The sequence below is a fragment of the Georgenia sp. AZ-5 genome (assembly GCF_043952095.1).
In the GTDB taxonomy this organism is placed as follows: domain Bacteria; phylum Actinomycetota; class Actinomycetes; order Actinomycetales; family Actinomycetaceae; genus Georgenia.
Genome location: NZ_JBINOU010000001.1, coordinates 3,768,172 through 3,783,679, shown reverse-complemented (window position 1 = coordinate 3,783,679; position 15,508 = coordinate 3,768,172). Strand labels below are relative to the sequence as shown.

Here is a 15,508-nt window from a genome sequence, read left to right as displayed (position 1 = left end):
GACCGCCCGGGCGCGGTGACGAGCCCGCCGCGCGGCAGCCGGGAGGCGAGCGGGGGAGGGGCCCGTGCCGGCACGGTCGACCTGGAGGTCCCCACCACGTGGCAGAGTCGGTCCATCGGTCGGTCGCGCGGACAGGGGACGAGATGACACTGGTGGCGGTGGCTCAGCTGAGCGCCACGACGGACAAGGCCGCCAACCTGGCGGCGGCGGAGGGCCGCATCGCCGAGGCGGCGCGGTCCGGAGCGAAGCTCGTCGTCCTGCCCGAGTACACGATGTCCTGGGAGCCCCGGCCGACCGCGGCCGGCCTGCGGGCCGAGGCGGAACGGCTCGACGGGCCGTTCGTCGCCGGCCTGGCGCGCGCCGCCCACGAGCACCGCGTGGCGGTCCTCGCGGGGATGACCGAGCGGCTGCCGGACGGCGCGGACAAGCCCGCCAACACCGTGGTCGCGGTCAACCAGGGCGGGGAGCTCGTCGGTGTCTACCGGAAGGTCCACCTCTACGACGCGTTCGGCGACCGGGAGTCGGACAGGCTCGCCGCCCACTCGCCGGAGGCGCTGGTGATCGAGCTCGGGGACCTCCGCGTCGGCGTGATGACCTGCTACGACCTCCGGTTCCCCGAGATGGCTCGCTTCCTTGTCGACGCCGGGGCCGACGTGCTCGCCGTGCCCGCGGCCTGGGTGGCCGGTCCGGGCAAGGTGGACCACTGGGTCACGCTCGCGCGCGCCCGGGCGATCGAGAACACGGTGTACGTGCTGGCGAGCGGGCAGACGGGCGCCCACCGCTCCGGGCACAGCCTCATCGCCGACCCCACCGGCGAGGTGCTGGCCGCCCTGGCGGAGGAGCCGGGCGTCGCCGTCGCGGAGCTCACCGCCGCACGCGTGCACGAGGTCCGCGAGCGCAACCCCAGCCTGGCGAACCGGCGTTTCGAGGTGCGGCCGCGGTAGCCGGCAGCGGCCGTACGCGGCCGGGCCCGTCGAGCGCCGTCGCCGCGGACTCAGGGGTCCTCCTAGGCTGGCCGTGTCGCAGAAGGAGGCAGCCATGGAGACCAGCGGCAACATCGACCTGCCCACTCAGACCGCCCGGGAGGCGCTGCACGTGCGGCGCGTGTTCGGGGAGCCCTACGAGCGTGACGGCGTGACGGTCATCCCCGTCGCCAAGGTGATGGGCGGCAGCGGCATGGGCTTCGGCAGCGAGAGCGCCGGTGAGGACGAGCCCGCGACGGGTGCGGCGGCCACGGGGCCGGGAGCGCACGGCCCCGCCCACGCGGGCGAGGGGTCCGGCGGGGGCGGGGGCTTCGCCGTCCGCGCCCGTCCCGTGGGCGTCTACGTCATCAAGGACGGCGCGGTCTCGTGGCAGCCCGCGCTCGACCTCAACCGCGTGATCCTGAGCGGCCAGCTCCTCGGCGTCGTCGTCGTGCTGGCCCTCTCGTGGGCGCTGCGCCGGCGCGGTTGACGTACGGGGACCGGGCGCGCCCTGATCCGACCATTCCGCGCTATACCACGCGGCCACTTAATAACCGGTCGCGTTCGAATTACGAGTCCATAACGATTACCCGTCCGCCGGATTTTGGCGAAGCCGCCTGCCTATCGTTTTTCCGGACCGGGCGCCTTTCCGGAACCGGGGTCGGCGATGCCTTCGCGTGCCCGCATCTCTCCTCCCGGGAGCGTCTCGCTCACCACGAGGAGGAACGTTGAGAACCAGGCGAATGGCCGGCGTGGCCGCATCGATCCTCGCGGGGTCGCTCGCCCTCGCCGCGTGCGGCGCGGAGGAACCGGCGGACGACGCGGGAGCTGGCGGCGGGGAAGGCGGCGGCGACGCGGTCGTGACGGTCAACGGCACCGAGCCCCAGAACCCGCTCATCCCCACCGACACCAACGAGGTGGAGGGCGGCAAGGTCGTCGACCTGCTCTTCTCCCGGCTCGTCGAGTACGACGCGGAGGGGGCGGTCCGCAACGAGGTGGCCGAGTCCATCGAGACCGAGGACAACCAGACGTACACCATCACGCTCGAGGAGGGGTGGACCTTCTCCGACGGCTCGCCGGTCACCGCGTCGAGCTTCGTGGACGCCTGGAACTTCGGCGCGCTGCTGAGCAACGCGCAGGCGAACATCGAGTTCTTCAGCTCCATCCAGGGCTTCTCGGCGGAGCAGGACTCCCCGCTCACGGGGCTGCAGGTCGTCGACGACCGCACCTTCACGGTGACGCTGAACCAGCCCGAGTCCGACTTCCCGCATCGGCTCGGCTACACCGCGTTCTCCCCGCTGCCCGAGGCGGCGTTCCAGGACATGGCCGCCTTCGGCGAGAACCCCATCGGCAACGGCCCCTACCGCCTCGCCGGGGAGGGGGCGTGGGAGCATAACGTGCAGATCGAGCTCGTGCCGAACGAGGAGTACCAGGGCGAGCGCGTGCCCCAGAACGGCGGGGTGACGGTCCGCATGTACGAGAACCTGGACGCGGCGTACAACGACCTGCTCTCCGGCAACCTCGACGTCCTCGACGAGGTGCCGGCCTCCGTGTTCCAGACCTTCGAGGACGAGCTGGCCGGGCGCTCGGTCAACCAGCCCGCGGCGCTCAACCAGACGATCGCCTTCCCGGCGTACGTGCCGCAGCTCTCGGGCGAGGCGGGCCGCCTGCGCCGCCAGGCCGTCTCGCACGCGATCAACCGCGAGGAGATCACCGAGGCCATCTTCTTCGGTACCCGCACGCCCGCCACGGACTACTCTTCCCCGGTGATCGAGGGCTATTCGGACTCCATCCCGGGCAACGAGGTGCTCGAGTACGACCCGGACCTCGCGAAGGACCTCTGGGCGCAGGCCGACGCGATCCAGCCCTGGGAGGGCACGTTCACCATCTCAACGAACACCGACGCAGACCACCAGCCGTGGGTCGACGCCGTCAACAACTCCCTCCGCAACACCCTCGGGATCGACGCCGAGCTCGAGCCGTACGCGCAGTTCTCCGAGTTCCTCGACGCCCGCGACAACCAGCGGATCACCGGGGCCTTCCGGGCGGGGTGGCAGGCGGACTACCCGAGCCTGGCGAACTACCTCGCGCCCGTGTTCACCACAGCGGCGATCGGGGGATCCAACGACACCTGGTACTCCAACCCCGAGTTCGACGACCTGGTGACGCGGTCGAACACCGCGGCCAGCAGCGACGAGGCCATCGAGCTGCTCCAGCAGGCCGAGGAGATCCTCTTCCGGGACCTGCCGCAGCTGCCGCTGTGGTACCAGAACGCCACGGGCGGCTGGGCCGAGGGCGTGGACAACGTCGAGTTCGGCTGGAACAGCGTGCCGCTGCTGTACAACGTCACCAAGGGCTGACCTCGGTCATGGAGTGAGGGGCGGGTCTGACCCGCCCCTCACCCATGCGTGGGCCGCGCCGCGCCTCAGTCGTGCGCCGTCCGGGACGCAGCGGTCGGCGGGGGACCGGGAAGCCGCCGATCGCTCCGGTGCGCCTTGGGGCCGGACCCGGGCGAGGCGTCATTACGGAGACACCGGGCCAGAAACGGCAGGAATCCGGCATTCTCGGACCGCGGCGGGCTGCCGATTCCGGCACGCCGCAGGCAATAACGATCCCGTAACAAATCGGTGAGACATTTCCCTCCTAACGGGTCCGGGACCTAGAGTTCCGGAAACCCGCGCCAGCGACGGCCGCAGTACCGCCGACACTGCGTGTCCGGTGCCGGGGTAACGAGCGGACCGCTCACTCATCAGGAGGAACATTGAAGACCAGGCGTATGGCTGGCGTGGCCGCATCGATCCTGACCGGATCGCTCGTGCTCGCCGCGTGCGGCAGCGGTGCTGCCGAGGAGGAGGGCACCGAGGGGGCTGCCGCCGACGGCGCCAGCACCGGTGTCGTCGTCGCCAACGGCAACGAGCCGCAGAACCCGCTGATCCCGACCAACACCAACGAGGTCGGCGGCGGCAAGATCGTCGACCTCGTGTTCGAGGGCCTCGTCTACTACGACGCCGACGGCGCCGCGCACAACGCGGTCGCGGAGTCCATCGAGACCGAGGACAACCAGAACTACACCATCACCATCAAGGAGGGCCTGACCTTCTCGGACGGCTCCCCGGTCACCTCGTCGAGCTTCGTCGACGCCTGGAACCAGGGCGCGCTGCTGAGCAACGGCCACCTGTCGAGCTACTTCTTCGAGCCGATCGAGGGCTTCTCGTACGAGGAGGACTCCGAGCTCACCGGCCTGCAGGTCGTGGACGAGACGACCTTCACGGTCAAGCTGAACCAGCCGGAGTCCGACTTCCCGCTCCGCCTGGGCTACTCAGCCTTCTTCCCGCTGCCCGAGGCGGCGTTCGAGGACCCGGAGGCCTTCGGCGAGAACCCGATCGGCAACGGCCCGTACAAGCTCGCCGGCGAGGGTGCGTGGGAGCACAACGTCCAGATCGAGCTGGTCCCGAGCGAGAGTTACGAGGGCCCGCGTGAGCCGCAGAATGGCGGCGTGACGCTGAAGTTCTACGAGACGCAGGACGCGGCGTACAACGACCTGCTCTCGGGCAACCTCGACGTGCTCGACGCCGTGCCGGACTCGGCCTTCGCCGACTTCGAGGAGGAGCTGGGCGACCGTGCGGTGAACCAGCCGGCGGCCGTCTTCCAGTCCTTCACCATCCCGGGCTACCTCCCGCACTTCGGGCCCGACGAGGAGGGCAAGCTCCGTCGTCAGGCGATCTCCCACGCGATCAACCGCGAGGAGATCACCGAGACGATCTTCCAGGGCACCCGCACCCCGGCCTCCGACTTCACCTCCCCGGTGATCGACGGCTGGTCGGACTCGATCTCCGGCTCCGAGGTCCTCGAGTACGACGCGGAGAAGGCCAAGGAGCTGTGGGCCCAGGCGGACGAGATCTCGCCGTGGGAGGGCACCTTCACCCTCGCCTACAACACCGACGGTGGCCACCAGGCCTGGGTCGACGCCACGGTGAACTCCCTCCGCAACGTCCTCGGCATCGAGGCGGAGGGCACGCCCTACGCCGTCTTCGCCGACCTGCGCACCGACGTGACGGCCGACAAGATGACCGGCGCCTTCCGCACCGGCTGGCAGGCGGACTACCCGGGCCTGAACAACTTCCTCGGCCCGTTGTACTTCACCAACGCCGGCTCCAACGACGGCAACTACTCCAACCCGGAGTTCGACAAGCTGATCACCGAGGGCAACGCGGCGCCGTCCGTCGAGGAGGCCAACGCGAAGTACCAGCAGGCGCAGGAGATCCTCTTCGAGGACCTGCCCGCGATCCCGCTGTGGTACTCCAACGTCACCGGCGGCTCCGCCGAGACGGTGGACAACGTGGAGTTCGGCTGGAACAGCGTGCCGATCTTCCACGAGATCACCAAGGCGGAGTGAGCTTTCCTTTAGCTCTCCTCGCCTGACGGACGGGGGCGGGACCTCGCGGTCCCGCCCCCGTCCTTTTCCAGGGCGAGAACCCCACCGTGGTTTATCCCGTGTTCGTGTTTTGTGCGTGACGGCGTAAAGTCGTACGGCGCGCACGCGACGCACGTCCGGCCGTGAGAACCTGACCGACCGATCGACGTGAGCCTGCCAGCGGGACGCGGTGAGTGGACCGGCCGCGAACGAGCCGTACCCGTCTGTCGTAAGTGAACTCAAACGAGGAGGCGACCTGATGCTCCGGTACATCGGGCGCAGGGTCCTGCAGGTGATCCCTGTGTTCCTGGGGGCCACGCTGCTGATCTATTTCATGGTCTTCGCCCTGCCCGGCGACCCGGTGGCCGCGCTCGGTGGTGACCGGGGGCTGCCCGAGGCGGTGCAGGCGCAGATCCGCCAGCGCTACAACCTGGACGAGCCGTTCATCGTGCAGTACCTGCTGTACCTGCAGGGCATCTTCACGCTGGACTTCGGCGTGACGTTCTCCGGCCGCGAGGTCTTCGACGTCATCAAGGAGGCGCTGCCGGTCACGTTCCGGCTCGCCCTGATGGCGCTGGTCTTCGAGGCCATCTTCGGCGTGATCCTCGGTCTGGTCGCCGGCCTGCGCAAGGGCAGCATCTTCGACGCCACGGCACTGGTGCTCAGCCTGCTGGTCATCGCGGTCCCCACGTTCGTCATCGGCTTCGTGCTGCAGTTCGTCGTCGGCGTGGAGCTGCGCCTGCTGCCCACCACGGTGGGCGGCGACCCCACGTTCCGGAGCCTGCTGATGCCCGCCGTCGTGCTGGGCGCGGTCTCCCTGGCCTACGTGCTGCGCCTGACCCGGACCTCGGTCTCCGAGAACATGACGGCGGACTACGTGCGCACGGCGACGGCCAAGGGCCTGTCCCGGCCCCGCGTGATCACCGTCCACGTGCTGCGCAACTCCCTCATCCCGGTCGTCACCTTCCTGGGCGCCGACCTGGGCACCCTCATGGGTGGCGCCATCGTCACCGAGGGCATCTTCAACATCAACGGCGTGGGCGGGACGCTGTACCGGGCCATCCTCCAGGGTGAGTCCGCGACTGTCGTCTCCCTCACCACGGTGCTCGTCCTGATCTACATCGTGGCGAACCTGGTGGTCGACCTGCTCTACGCCGTCCTGGACCCGAGGATCCGCTATGCCTGACATCGTCCACACCGGCCCCGGCCGCGGGCCCGAGCCCCTCGCCGTCCGCCGGCACCAGGAGCACTTCTTCGCCCAGCTCGACGAGACCGGCCTCGGCGCCGTCGACGCCGTGTCGGACACCGGCGCGCCGTCGAGCATGTGGAGCGAGGCCTGGCAGAAGCTCCGCCGTCGCCCGCTGTTCTGGGTCTCGGCCGTCATCATCGTGCTGGTGTGCACGCTCGCGGCGTTCCCGAGCCTGTTCACCTCCCAGGACCCGCGCTTCTGCGAGCTGGGCAACAGCTTCGGCGAGGCGTCGCCCGGCCACCCGTTCGGCTTCGACCGGCAGGGCTGCGACATCTACTCGCGGGTCATCTACGGCGCCCGTGCGTCGGTGAGCGTGGGCGTGCTGACGACCATCGCCGTGGTGATCATCGGTGTGGTCGTCGGCTCGATCGCCGGCTTCTTCGGCGGCTGGTTCGACACGATCCTCTCGCGCCTCACCGACATCTTCTTCGCGATCCCGCTGGTCCTCGCCGCCATCGTGATCATGCAGCTGTTCCAGGAGAACCGGGACACCCTCACGGTGGTCGCGGTGCTCGCCTCGTTCGGCTGGACCCAGATCGCGCGCATCACGCGCGGCTCGGTCATGAGCGTGAAGAACAACGACTACGTCACGGCCGCCAAGTCCCTCGGCGTGAGCAAGTTCGGCGCTCTGGCCCGGCACATCCTGCCCAACGCCGCCGCACCGATCATCGTCTACGCCACGGTGTCCCTCGGCACGTTCATCGTCGCCGAGGCCACGCTGAGCTTCCTCGGCATCGGCCTGCCGCCGTCGATCGTCTCGTGGGGCGGCGACATCTCCATGGCCCAGCAGTCGCTGCGGTCGAACGCGGCGGTGCTGTTCTTCCCGGCCGGTGCCCTGGCCCTGACGGTGCTGGGCTTCATCATGATGGGTGACGCCGTGCGTGACGCCCTGGACCCGAAGGTGCGTGCGCGATGAGCAACACGACGACCGCAGTGTCCACCGCCGTGGACCCGAGCCAGCCGCTGCTCGAGATCCGCGACCTCGAGGTCGCCTTCCGGTCCAGCACCGGCATGGTGCCCGCGGTGCGCGGCGCGAACCTGACCGTCTACCCCGGCCAGGCCGTGGCCATCGTGGGCGAGTCGGGCTCGGGCAAGTCCACGACCGCGCACGCCGTCATCGACCTGCTGCCGGGCACCGGCAAGGTCGTCGGCGGGTCCATCAAGTTCATGGGCAAGGACATCACCCACCCCTCCCGCAAGGAGATCGAGGCACTGCGCGGCAGCGAGATCGGCCTGGTGCCCCAGGACCCGATGTCCAACCTCAACCCGGTGTGGAAGATCGGGTTCCAGGTCAAGGAGGCGCTGGTCGCCAACGGCATGGACCGCAAGGAGGCGAAGGACCGGGTCCACGAGGTCCTCTCCCAGGCCGGCCTGCCCGACGCCGAGCGCCGCGCGAAGCAGTACCCGCACGAGTTCTCCGGCGGCATGCGCCAGCGCGCGCTCATCGCCATCGGCCTCGCCTCGCACCCCAAGCTGCTCATCGCGGACGAGCCGACCTCGGCGCTCGACGTGACCGTGCAGCGGCAGATCCTCGACCACCTCGAGCACCTCACGCGGGAGCTCGGCGCCGCCGTCCTGTTCATCACCCACGACCTCGGGCTCGCCGCGGAGCGCGCCGAGCACCTCGTGGTGATGCACCGCGGGCGCGTGGTGGAGTCCGGCCCGGCGCGGCGGATCCTTTCCGACCCGCAACACCCGTACACCCAGCGGCTGGTGTCCTCGGCGCCGTCGCTGGCCTCCCGGCGCATCCAGAGCGCCAAGGAGCGCGGCGAGGACAGCCCCGAGCTGCTCGCCGACGTCGAGGCCGCCGCCCGCGCCCCCCACATCGTCGAGGTGGAGAACCTGACCAAGGAGTTCCACCTGCGCGGCGCCGTGCCCGGCGCCGGCCGGACCTTCAAGGCCGTCGACGACGTCTCCTTCGCGATCCCGCGCGGCAGCACCATGGCGCTGGTGGGCGAGTCGGGGTCCGGCAAGTCCACGGTCGCGAACATCATGCTCAACCTGCTCGAGCCCACGGACGGCCGGGTCATCTTCGAGGGCACCGAGGTCGGCAGGCTCGGCAAGCGCGAGCTGTTCGACTTCCGTCGCCAGGTCCAGCCCATCTTCCAGAACCCGTACGGCTCGCTGGACCCCATGTACTCGATCTTCCGCACGATCGAGGAGCCGTTGCGCGTGCACGACATCGGTGACAAGAAGTCCCGCGCGGACCGGGTCGCCGAGCTCCTGGACATGGTCGCCCTGCCGAAGTCGACCATGCGCCGCTACCCGAACGAGCTCTCCGGCGGCCAGCGCCAGCGCGTGGCCATCGCCCGCGCCCTGGCGCTGCAGCCCAAGCTGCTGGTGTGCGACGAGGCAGTCTCCGCCCTCGACGTGCTCGTCCAGGCGCAGGTCCTCACGCTGCTCAACGACCTGCAGGCCGAGCTCGGGCTGACCTACCTGTTCATCACCCACGACCTGGCGGTGGTGCGCCAGATCGCCGACTCGGTGGCGGTGATGGAGAAGGGCCGGATCGTCGAGCACGCCACGACCGACGACGTCTTCGAGCGGCCGCAGCAGGCCTACACCCGCGAGCTGCTCGCGGCCATCCCGGGCGCCAGCCTGGAGCTGGAGCTCGCCGGCCCGCAGGACGTGAACTGACCCGACCGGCGCGCTGAGGCGGCGCCGTCCCCAGCAGGCCCCGGGGCCGGCGTGAGCCGGACCGGGGCCTGCTCGCGCCCGGCCGCCACGGCGCCGCCGCCGGTCGGCTTCCGGACCGCCACCGGCATGTAACCTGGCGGGCGTCCCGGGACCCACGGAGGGCGGTCGATGCTCCGGTACCTCGCCCGCAGGCTGCTGGGCTACGCGGTGCTGCTGGTGCTGGCCGTCTCCCTCGCCTACGCGCTCGCCGCGACCGCGCTCGACCCCCGCTCGCTCTACGAGCTGCGCAACCCGCCCCTGGACCCGGCCGCCGTCGAGGCCACCCTGCGGGCCTACAACCTCAGCGACGCCGTCCCGCTGGCCCAGCGGTACCTGGCCTGGCTCGGCGGGGTGCTCACCGACTGGGACTGGGGCCGCACCCCCGCGGGCGGCAGCGTGAACGAGGAGGTCGGCACGCGGGTGTGGGTGTCGCTGCGGCTGGTGAGCCTGGGCTGCGTGCTCGGCACCGTCGCAGGTGTGGCGCTCGGCGCCTGGGCGGCCGCCCGGCACGGGCGCGCCGCCGACCGGGCGGTCACCATCGCGTCCCTCGTGGTCCTCTCCACCCCGACGCTCGTGCTCGCGGTGGTGCTGCAGATCCTCGCGGTGCGCGCGAACCAGGCCGCCGGGGTGCAGCTGTTCGAGTTCCTCGGGGAGACCGGCCGCCACGGGGACGGGCCGCTGGCCCCGCTCGGCGACCGCCTCCAGCACCTGCTCCTGCCCACGCTCACGCTCGCCGCCGGGCAGGCGGCGTTCTTCGCGCGCGTCCAGCGCAACCTGGTCCTGGACACCGTCGGCGCGAGCTACGTCCGCACGGCCCGCGCCAAGGGGCTGCGGCGCGGCACCGCGGTGCGCCGCCACGCGCTGCGCACCGCGCTGATCCCCACCGGCACCTACCTCGCCTTCTCGGTGGCCGGCCTCGTGCTCGGGTCGGCCTTCATCGAGCTGGTCTACGGCTGGCACGGCATGGGCGCCTACGCCGTGGAGGCCATCGCCGCCCAGGACGTCCACGGCACCGTCGCGGTCGCCGCCTTCGGCGCGGTGTGCGTCCTGGCGGGCGCCCTGCTCTCGGACCTCCTCACCGCGGCCCTCGACCCCCGGGTGCGGCTGCCGTGACCGCGCCCCTTCCGCCGCTGGCGCCGGTCCCGCCGCCCCCCGGGCGTGCCGGCCGCGCCCGCGTCGTCGCGCGCCGGTTCCTGCGGGACCGCTCGGCGACGGCGGGGCTGCTCGGCCTGCTCACCCTCGCCGCCGTGGCCGCGGCCGGGCCGGCCGTGCTGGCGTGGGACCACCGCGCCGTCGACACCGCGGCGTTCCTCGAGCCCCCGGGCGCCGGCCACTGGCTCGGCACCACCCAGTCCGGCCGCGACGTGCTGGCGCTGACCCTTGAGGGCCTGCGCACCTCGCTGCTGGTCGGCCTGGGGGCCGGGGCCCTGCAGACGGCGGTCGCGGCCGTCGTCGGGACCGTCGCGGCCTACCGCGGCGGCTTGCTCGACCGGGTGGTGCTGTGGGTGATCGACCTGCTGCTGGTCGTGCCCGGCTACATCCTCGTGGCGGTGCTGACGGTGCGCGCCGGCGGCGAGCCGGGCTCGGTGGGGCTGCTCGTCCTCGTGCTCGGCGGGTTCGGCTGGATGCTCTCCGCCCGCGTGGTGCGCGCCATGACGCTGAGCCTGAAGGAGCTCGACTACGTGGCGGCGGCGCGGTACATGAACGTGCCCGCCGCCGCGATCATCGCCCGCCACGTGCTGCCCAACCTGGCCTCCCTGCTCGTCGTCGACGCCACCCTCGCGGTGGCCTCGGCGGTGCTGGCGGAGACGTCGCTGTCGTACTTCGGCTTCGGCGTGCAGGCGCCGGAGACCTCCCTCGGCACCCTGCTGGCGGAGGGCCAGCGAACCGCCACCACCTTCCCGTGGGTCTTCCTGGCCCCCGCGGCCGCCCTGGTGGCGCTGCTGGGGTGCGTGAACCTCGTGGGCGACGGCCTGCGCGGCGCGCTGGACCCGGCCGAGGGCGGCCGCGCGTGAGCGCCCCCGTGCTCGAGGTCGCCGGCCTCGACGTGCGCCTGCCCGCCGAGGACGGCGAGGTGCACGCCGTGCGCGGGGTGGACCTGGCCGTGCACGCCGGCGAGGTGCTGGCGGTGGTGGGGGAGTCCGGCGCCGGCAAGACGACGGCCGCGCTCGCCCTGCTGGGTCTGCTGCCCGAGCGGGCCCGGGTGCGCGGCTCCGTGCGCCTGGCGGGGGAGGAGCTGGTCGGCCGCGACGACGCCGCGCTCTCCGCCGTGCGCGGCGCCCGCCTGGCCATGGTCTTCCAGGACGCCCTCTCCGCGCTCACGCCGGTGCACACCGTGGGCGACCAGATCGTCGAGGCGCTGCGGGCCCACCGCCCGGTGCCCCGGGCGACGGCCCGGCGGCGCGCCGTCGAGCTGCTGGCGACGGTCGGCATCGACCGGCCGGAGGACCGGGCGCGCGCGTACCCGCACGAGCTCTCCGGCGGCATGCGGCAGCGGGTGGTGATCGCCATGGCGATGGCGAACGACCCGGACGTCATCGTCGCCGACGAGCCCACCTCCGCGCTCGACGTCACCGTCCAGGCGCAGGTCGTGGACGCCCTGCGGGCGGCCCGCGACGCCACCGGCGCCGCGCTGGTGCTCGTCACCCACGACCTGGGCGTCGTCGCGTCGATGGCGGACCGGGTGGCGGTCATGTACGCCGGCCGGGTCGTCGAGGTGGGGCCGGTGGCGGAGATCCTCGCCCGGCCCCGTATGCCCTACACCCTGGGCCTGGTAGGTGCGCTGCCCCGGCCCGGGGCGGCGGTGCTGACCCCGGTCGAGGGGGCGCCGCCGTCGCCGCTCGACCAGGTGCCGGGGTGTCCCTTCGCGCCCCGGTGCCCCCTGGCCACCGACACCTGCCGCGAGGCGGAGCCGTCCCTCGCGCCGGTGCCCGACGAGCCGGGCGGGTCCGGCCGCCGGGCGGCGTGCCACCGGCTCACGGAGACGGCGGGTGCGGCGCCCGAGGACCTCTTCCCCGCCCCGGCGCCCACCGCGCCCGCGCGGCGCGGACCGCGCGAGGAGCGGGAGGAGGTGCTGCGGGTGACCGGTCTCGTCCGGCACTACCCGGTTCGCGGCCCGCGGCGCAGGCGCGCCGGGGCGGTCACCGCGGTGGACGGCATCAGCTTCGACGTCCGTGCCGGCGAGGCGCTGGCGCTGGTGGGGGAGTCCGGCAGCGGGAAGACGACGACGACGCGGGAGATCCTCGAGCTGCGCGCCCCCCAAGCCGGCACCATCACCGTGCTCGGCTCCGACGTCGCCCGCCTCACCCGGGCCTCGCGCCGCGAGCTGCGCCGTGAGGTCCAGCTCGTGCACCAGGACCCCGACGCCGCGCTCGACCCCCGCATGACGGTCCACGACCTGGTCGCCGAGCCGCTACGCGCCGACCGGCGGACCTGGCCCGGCACCCGGCGCCGCGTGGCCGAGCTGCTCGACCTGGTCGGGCTCGGCCCCGAGCTCGCCGCACGCTTCCCGCGGCACCTCTCCGGCGGGCAGCGCCAGCGGGTGGCCGTCGCCCGGGCCCTCGCGCTCTCCCCGCGCCTGCTCGTGCTGGACGAGCCGGTCTCCGCCCTCGACGTCTCCGTCCGCGCGGGCATCGTCAACCTGCTCGCCGACCTGCGCGCCAGGCTGGACCTGAGCTACCTGCTCGTCTCCCACGACCTGCCGGTCGTGCGCCACCTGGCCGACCGGGTCGCCGTCCTGCACCGCGGCCGCATCGTCGAGGCCGGGCCGGTCCGCCGGGTGTTCGACCGGCCGGCGCACCCCTACACCCGGGCGCTGCTCTCCGCCGTGCCCGTCCCCGACCCCGCGCAGCGGCACCGGCCGCGGATCGTCCTCCCGGACGACGACGCGGCCCTCGCCGCGAAGGCGGGGTGCCGCTTCCGCGCCCGCTGCCCGCTCTTCCGCCGCCTCGACGACGCGGCGCAGCAGGCGTGCCGCGCCGCCGACCCGCCGCTGCGGGCGGTGGGCGAGCGGCAGGAGGCCGCCTGCCACCACACGGAGCGCTGAGCCCGGGCGCGGCACCGGGCGAAGCGCTTCGCGGGGTCGTGACCGCGCGGGGTCGTGCCCGAGCGGAGCGAGAAGCCTCTTCGGGGGCCACGCGTCTCGATCCGGTGGCGGTCCGAGCTGATATCCCCGTGTCACCGGTACGCTGCCCCTGCCACCGGCCCCGTGCGCCGGCGCCGGTGAGGCCTCACCGCGCCGACCGCGCCACGCGGCACAACGCCCCGCCGGGGCGTCCCCCGTCCAGGGGGCACACAGTGGTTCAGTAGCCCCCGGGGAATGTCCGGCGGCCGGCCTCCACCGGTCGCGGGCGCCCCCATGGGCATGCGGAGGACGTACGTGCGGAAGATGATGAGCCTGGCGGCGCTGGCCGTCGCCGGCACGCTGGCGCTGGCAGGGTGCAGCGCCGACCCTGACGAGCGGCAGAGCCGGCCGGGCTCCACCGCCGGGCCCTCCGCCGGCGTCGTCCTCGACGGCGAGGGGGAGCTCTTCGAGGTCAACGCGACGGCCCGGGAGGACATGGAGCCCGGCGGCGTGCTGCGCCGCGCCGTCGGGGAGCTGCCCGACCAGTGGAACCCCCTCCACACGGCGGGCTCCCACCCCTCCTTCAACGAGGTCCGCGGGCCGCTGAGCGTGACGAACTGGGACTTCGACGGCGAGGGCGTGCCCTCGCCCAACGAGAACTACCTCGCCGGCGTGGAGGAGGAGGTCACCGACGGCCGTCAGGTGGTCACGCTGCACCTGAACCCCGAGGCGGTGTGGAACGGCGGCGAGCCCATCACCTGGGAGGACTATGCCGCCACGGTCGCGGCGTGCAGCGGGTCGGCCGAGTTCCAGTGCGCCAACCCCGCCGCCTTCTCCCAGGTCGAGTCGGTCGCCCAGGGCGAGACCGAGTTCGACGTGGTGGTCACCTTCGCCGCGGTCTTCCCCGACTGGGAGGCGATGCTCTCCACGGTGCTCCCCGCCGAGGGCGTGCAGGACGCCGAGACGTTCAACGCCGGCTGGGCGGAGTACCCGGCGGAGTGGTTCACCGGGCCGTTCGCCGTCGAGGAGATCGACGAGGCCCAGCAGGCCATCACCCTGGTGCCCAACGAGAACTGGTGGGGCCCCGAGCCCATGCTCGACGCCATCGAGATGCGCGCGCTCAGGGCCGAGGCGACGGCCACGGCCTTCCAGAACGGGGAGCTCGACGTGTTCGAGGTCGGCGCCGACCCCAACGCCTACCAGCTCGCCCGGGCGGTCCCCGGCGCGGAGGTCCGCCAGGCCGCCGGCACCGACTGGCGCCACCTGACCTTCAACACCACGGCCGGCGCGCTCGCCGAGCCCGAGGTGCGCCGCGCCATCGTCCGGGCGGTCGACCGGGAGGCCATCGCCGCCTCCAGCCTCGCGGGCCTGCCCGAGGAGCTGCACATGGTCCTCGACAACCACGTGTTCATGCGCGGGCAGGAGGGCTACGAGGACAACGCGGGCGACTACGCCTACGACCCCGCCCGCGCGGCCGCGGACCTCGACGCCGCCGGCTGGGAGCTCGACGAGGCCACCGGCATCCGCGAGCGCGACGGCGAGCCGCTGACCGTGCGGTTCACCGTCTTCTCCGGCGTCCCGGTCTCGGAGAACGAGGCCCTGCTCGTCCAGGCGCAGCTGCGCGAGGTCGGCGTCGACGTCGAGCTCGACCACGTCGCCGAGGCGGCGTTCACGGAGACCCTCGGCGCGGGGGCGTTCGAGATGATCGCCTTCAGCTGGTACGGCTCGCCGTTCCCGCTCCAGGGCCTCGCCGCGGTCTACGGCGACCCGGAGATGGCGCCGCTGAACTACGCGCGGCTGGACAACCCCGAGCTGAACGCGCTGATCGAGCAGATCGCCACCGAGCCCGACCAGGAGGAGCGCCTGAGGCTGGCGGACCGCGCCGATGAGCTCATCTGGGCCTCGGCGCACACGCTGCCGCTGTACCAGCGCCCGCAGCTGGTTGCGACGACGGCGGAGCTCGCCAACTTCGGCGCCACCGGCCTCAGCAGCACCCGGCCGGAGAACTGGGGCTTCGCCGCCGCCGGCTGACTCCGGAGGCGCCCGCTTGCGCTGACCGCGGGTGGCCATCGGAGTTCTCCAGACGGGGCCCTGGGTCGCGCCACCGGTGGGACTTCGTCAGGAATAGCCTGACAAAGGCTCGC

General features: G+C 72.6%; 11 protein-coding genes. All 11 read left to right on the top strand.

Annotated elements, in window-relative coordinates:
• Positions 1 to 158: 158 nt before the first annotated feature.
• The 11 genes from ACF0H8_RS17540 (at position 159) to ACF0H8_RS17490 (ending at position 15,395) form a co-directional block, all read left to right on the top strand.
• Entirely contained in the window at positions 159 to 944 is a 786-nt protein-coding gene (locus ACF0H8_RS17540) for a carbon-nitrogen hydrolase family protein (protein WP_395290166.1), read from the top strand.
• 94 nt (positions 945 to 1,038) lie between these two features.
• The gene (locus ACF0H8_RS17535) at positions 1,039 to 1,452 is read left to right on the top strand and encodes a spore germination protein GerW family protein (protein WP_395290165.1); all 414 of its coding nucleotides are present in this window, start codon (positions 1,039 to 1,041) and stop codon (positions 1,450 to 1,452) included.
• 238 nt (positions 1,453 to 1,690) lie between these two features.
• On the top strand, positions 1,691 to 3,322 hold the full coding sequence (locus tag ACF0H8_RS17530) for an ABC transporter substrate-binding protein (protein ID WP_395290164.1): 1,632 nt from the start codon (positions 1,691 to 1,693) through the stop codon (positions 3,320 to 3,322).
• Positions 3,323 to 3,738: 416 nt separating this feature from the next.
• On the top strand, positions 3,739 to 5,358 hold the full coding sequence (locus tag ACF0H8_RS17525) for an ABC transporter substrate-binding protein (RefSeq protein WP_395290919.1): 1,620 nt from the start codon (positions 3,739 to 3,741) through the stop codon (positions 5,356 to 5,358).
• Positions 5,359 to 5,635: 277 nt separating this feature from the next.
• A complete protein-coding gene (locus ACF0H8_RS17520) occupies positions 5,636 to 6,562 on the top strand; it encodes an ABC transporter permease (RefSeq protein WP_395290163.1) in 927 nt (308 codons plus the stop codon).
• The gene (locus tag ACF0H8_RS17515) at positions 6,555 to 7,541 is read left to right on the top strand and encodes an ABC transporter permease (protein ID WP_395290162.1); all 987 of its coding nucleotides are present in this window, start codon (positions 6,555 to 6,557) and stop codon (positions 7,539 to 7,541) included. Before ACF0H8_RS17520 ends, ACF0H8_RS17515 begins: the two co-directional genes overlap by 8 nt.
• A complete protein-coding gene (locus ACF0H8_RS17510; protein ID WP_395290161.1) occupies positions 7,538 to 9,262 on the top strand; it encodes a dipeptide ABC transporter ATP-binding protein in 1,725 nt (574 codons plus the stop codon). Before ACF0H8_RS17515 ends, ACF0H8_RS17510 begins: the two co-directional genes overlap by 4 nt.
• 168 nt (positions 9,263 to 9,430) lie before the next feature.
• On the top strand, positions 9,431 to 10,414 hold the full coding sequence (locus tag ACF0H8_RS17505) for an ABC transporter permease (RefSeq protein WP_395290160.1): 984 nt from the start codon (positions 9,431 to 9,433) through the stop codon (positions 10,412 to 10,414).
• Positions 10,411 to 11,316, top strand: a complete 906-nt coding sequence (locus tag ACF0H8_RS17500) for an ABC transporter permease (protein WP_395290159.1) — start codon at positions 10,411 to 10,413, stop codon at positions 11,314 to 11,316. Before ACF0H8_RS17505 ends, ACF0H8_RS17500 begins: the two co-directional genes overlap by 4 nt.
• The gene (locus tag ACF0H8_RS17495) at positions 11,313 to 13,346 is read left to right on the top strand and encodes a dipeptide ABC transporter ATP-binding protein (protein ID WP_395290158.1); all 2,034 of its coding nucleotides are present in this window, start codon (positions 11,313 to 11,315) and stop codon (positions 13,344 to 13,346) included. The genes ACF0H8_RS17500 and ACF0H8_RS17495 overlap by 4 nt, the downstream gene beginning before the upstream one ends.
• Positions 13,347 to 13,688: 342 nt before the next feature.
• Complete coding sequence (locus tag ACF0H8_RS17490) at positions 13,689 to 15,395, top strand: ABC transporter family substrate-binding protein (RefSeq protein WP_395290918.1); 1,707 nt, start codon at positions 13,689 to 13,691, stop codon at positions 15,393 to 15,395.
• Positions 15,396 to 15,508 lie beyond the last annotated feature (113 nt).